This window comes from Bartonella sp. MR168JLCBS (genome assembly GCF_042194175.1).
The window spans coordinates 1-936 of the sequence record NZ_JBHIMP010000201.1 but is presented as its reverse complement, the minus strand read 5'-3'; the positions used below and the strand labels follow the sequence as shown (position 1 = coordinate 936).

2 protein-coding genes are annotated in these 936 nt (G+C 35.9%); both read left to right on the top strand.

From position 1 onward, the window contains the following. Positions 1-14: 14 nt before the first annotated feature. Positions 15-500, top strand: coding sequence for a BA14K family protein (locus ACFIK8_RS10340; protein ID WP_161510725.1), 486 nt, complete (start codon positions 15-17; stop codon positions 498-500). Between the two features lie 196 nt (positions 501-696). Beyond that, positions 697-936, top strand: a 240-nt coding sequence (locus ACFIK8_RS10335) for a hypothetical protein (protein ID WP_375669373.1), incomplete at its 3' end; no start/stop codon positions are given.

Sequence of the window (936 nt, the reverse complement as noted above, 5' to 3'; positions counted from 1 at the left end):
GTGAGATTTGTGTTATGCCTATAATGAAGAGTTCGTATTATGCTTTGATTATTGCACTCATCGGAAGTGTTTTTACAATAGTAACCAATATCACTGATTCTGCGCAAAAAAGCGATACTGAAGTTAAGGCATCTCACGCATCTCCAGTTCAAGAAAATGTGGCTCCTTTAATTTTTACAGGGCGCAGGGAACTTAACGGTTTCAAAGGCTATCGTCATTATCGACGCGGTTATCGTAAATATAGTGACGATTGGTGGTATCCTAAAACGGCATTCGTTGCATTTCCACATCTAAATACAAAGCATGTGCCATTAAAAGCAATATTAGCTTCGAAAAAAATGCTTTTGATTTCTTCTTCAGAGAAAAAAGAGCCATGGATGCTCAAACAACATGTTGATTCTTGTCGTGCGCGTTATCGTTCTTACAATAAAAATGATAATAGCTATCAGCCTTTTCATGGACCTCGTAAGCAGTGTCTTTCTCACTTTTTTAAGGGATAGAAAATGTTAAAGATGAAAATTTTTTAAGACATTTTGTGTGTTGAGCAGTTTTTCATCCAATGGTTGTTTTGTAAAAATTTTAAATATTTTTAAGGTTTATTAAATCTTATTATTGTAAGGGCAAAATAGGGTGATAAAAATGTAAATTTTCATTTTGTCATCAACAAAATGTTAAAGCCAAGACGGAGCTTAAAGAATGACAACATGGGAAGCAATGTTGATATTGCTGGTTTTGCTTCCCTTCGCTGGAAGTGCTGTTATTAGCTTTTTTCGTTCGACAGCAAAAAATAATGAAGCGTGGTTTGCTGGGGTTATTGCACTGTTCGGCCTTCTTTTTACAATAATGCTTTATCCAGCAGTTCACGGAAACCGTGTGGTGCGTTTAGATATTTCTTGGCTTCCAGAATGGGGGAGTAATTTGATTCTTCGTATGGAT